Raw genomic sequence first — 910 nt, forward strand, 5'->3', positions numbered from 1 at the left:
GTGTAACCGTCAAGTAGTTCTGAACAGTTTCTGCTCATTAATTTTGAACACTTTTCGCTTGAAATAAAGTCTCACGATATTTGATCCTGTGACTGGCTCCGTCAAAGTGTAGAACTTCAGAGCGGTGGAGAAGGCGATCAAGGATCGCCGTAGTAATACCCTGGTCCCCAAGTAACTCTCCCCACTCTTCTGGTCCTTTGTTTGATGTTAGAATGATAGAACTTCGTTCATAGAGATAATTGATCAGATGAAAGAACAGATTTGCTTCATTCTGATCCATGGCCATGTACATCAGGTCATCAATGATGACAAGGTCAGCACCTCTGATCCGTTTCAGCTGCAGCTGGGATTTTCGAAGGTACTCTTCACTCTTCAACAGGGGGACCAACTCCCCCATGGAGATGAATGACACCCGGTATCCTCTGTTAATTGCTTCCAATCCCAGTCCAATGGCAATATGGGTTTTCCCAACGCCCGGTGGGCCCAAGAATATCAAATTGAATGATTCTTCCAGCCATGAGAGCTCCTGGAGTTGCCTTAACTGCCTCTCACTGAGTGTTGGAAGTTCTTTAAGGTCAAACTCATCAAGGCTCTTTTGGTAAGGAAACTTTGCCCATTTCAGATGCTTTTCAATCATTTTTTCTTCACGCCGTTTTTCCTCGTACGAAAGTAGTTCGCGGAGAAACTCCTGATATGTCCATGTTTGAGACTCTGCCTTTCTCAAAAAAGTCGGAAGTACTTTTGAAGTCTCCGCCATTCTTAGACGTTGAAACTGTTTCTGTAAATCTTCGACTGAAAAATCCATCTCAGGCACCTCCCAAGATCTTCAGGTAGCCATCCAGTTCCCTGACGGAAGCTTTTTCGTTGTAATACTCGGAAATGGCCCCGGATCCCGGAATATCAGAGATTG

At 44.6% G+C, this 910-nt stretch carries 1 protein-coding gene; it reads right to left on the minus strand.

What is annotated here, in order from left to right; all coding sequences use genetic code 11:
- Positions 1–37: 37 nt before the first annotated feature.
- The gene (gene istB / locus ACFSCZ_RS17090; protein WP_380775636.1) at positions 38–805 is read right to left on the minus strand and encodes an IS21-like element helper ATPase IstB; all 768 of its coding nucleotides are present in this window, start codon (positions 803–805) and stop codon (positions 38–40) included.
- Positions 806–910: the final 105 nt, after the last annotated feature.

It is taken from the genome of Siminovitchia sediminis (genome assembly GCF_042680885.1).
Taxonomy (GTDB): domain Bacteria; phylum Bacillota; class Bacilli; order Bacillales; family Bacillaceae_C; genus Siminovitchia; species Siminovitchia sediminis.

Coding starts and splice junctions, on each gene's coding strand:
- istB (WP_380775636.1), bottom strand. CDS start 805: ATGGATTTTTCAGTCGAAGATTTACAGAAACAGTTTCAACGTCTAAGA.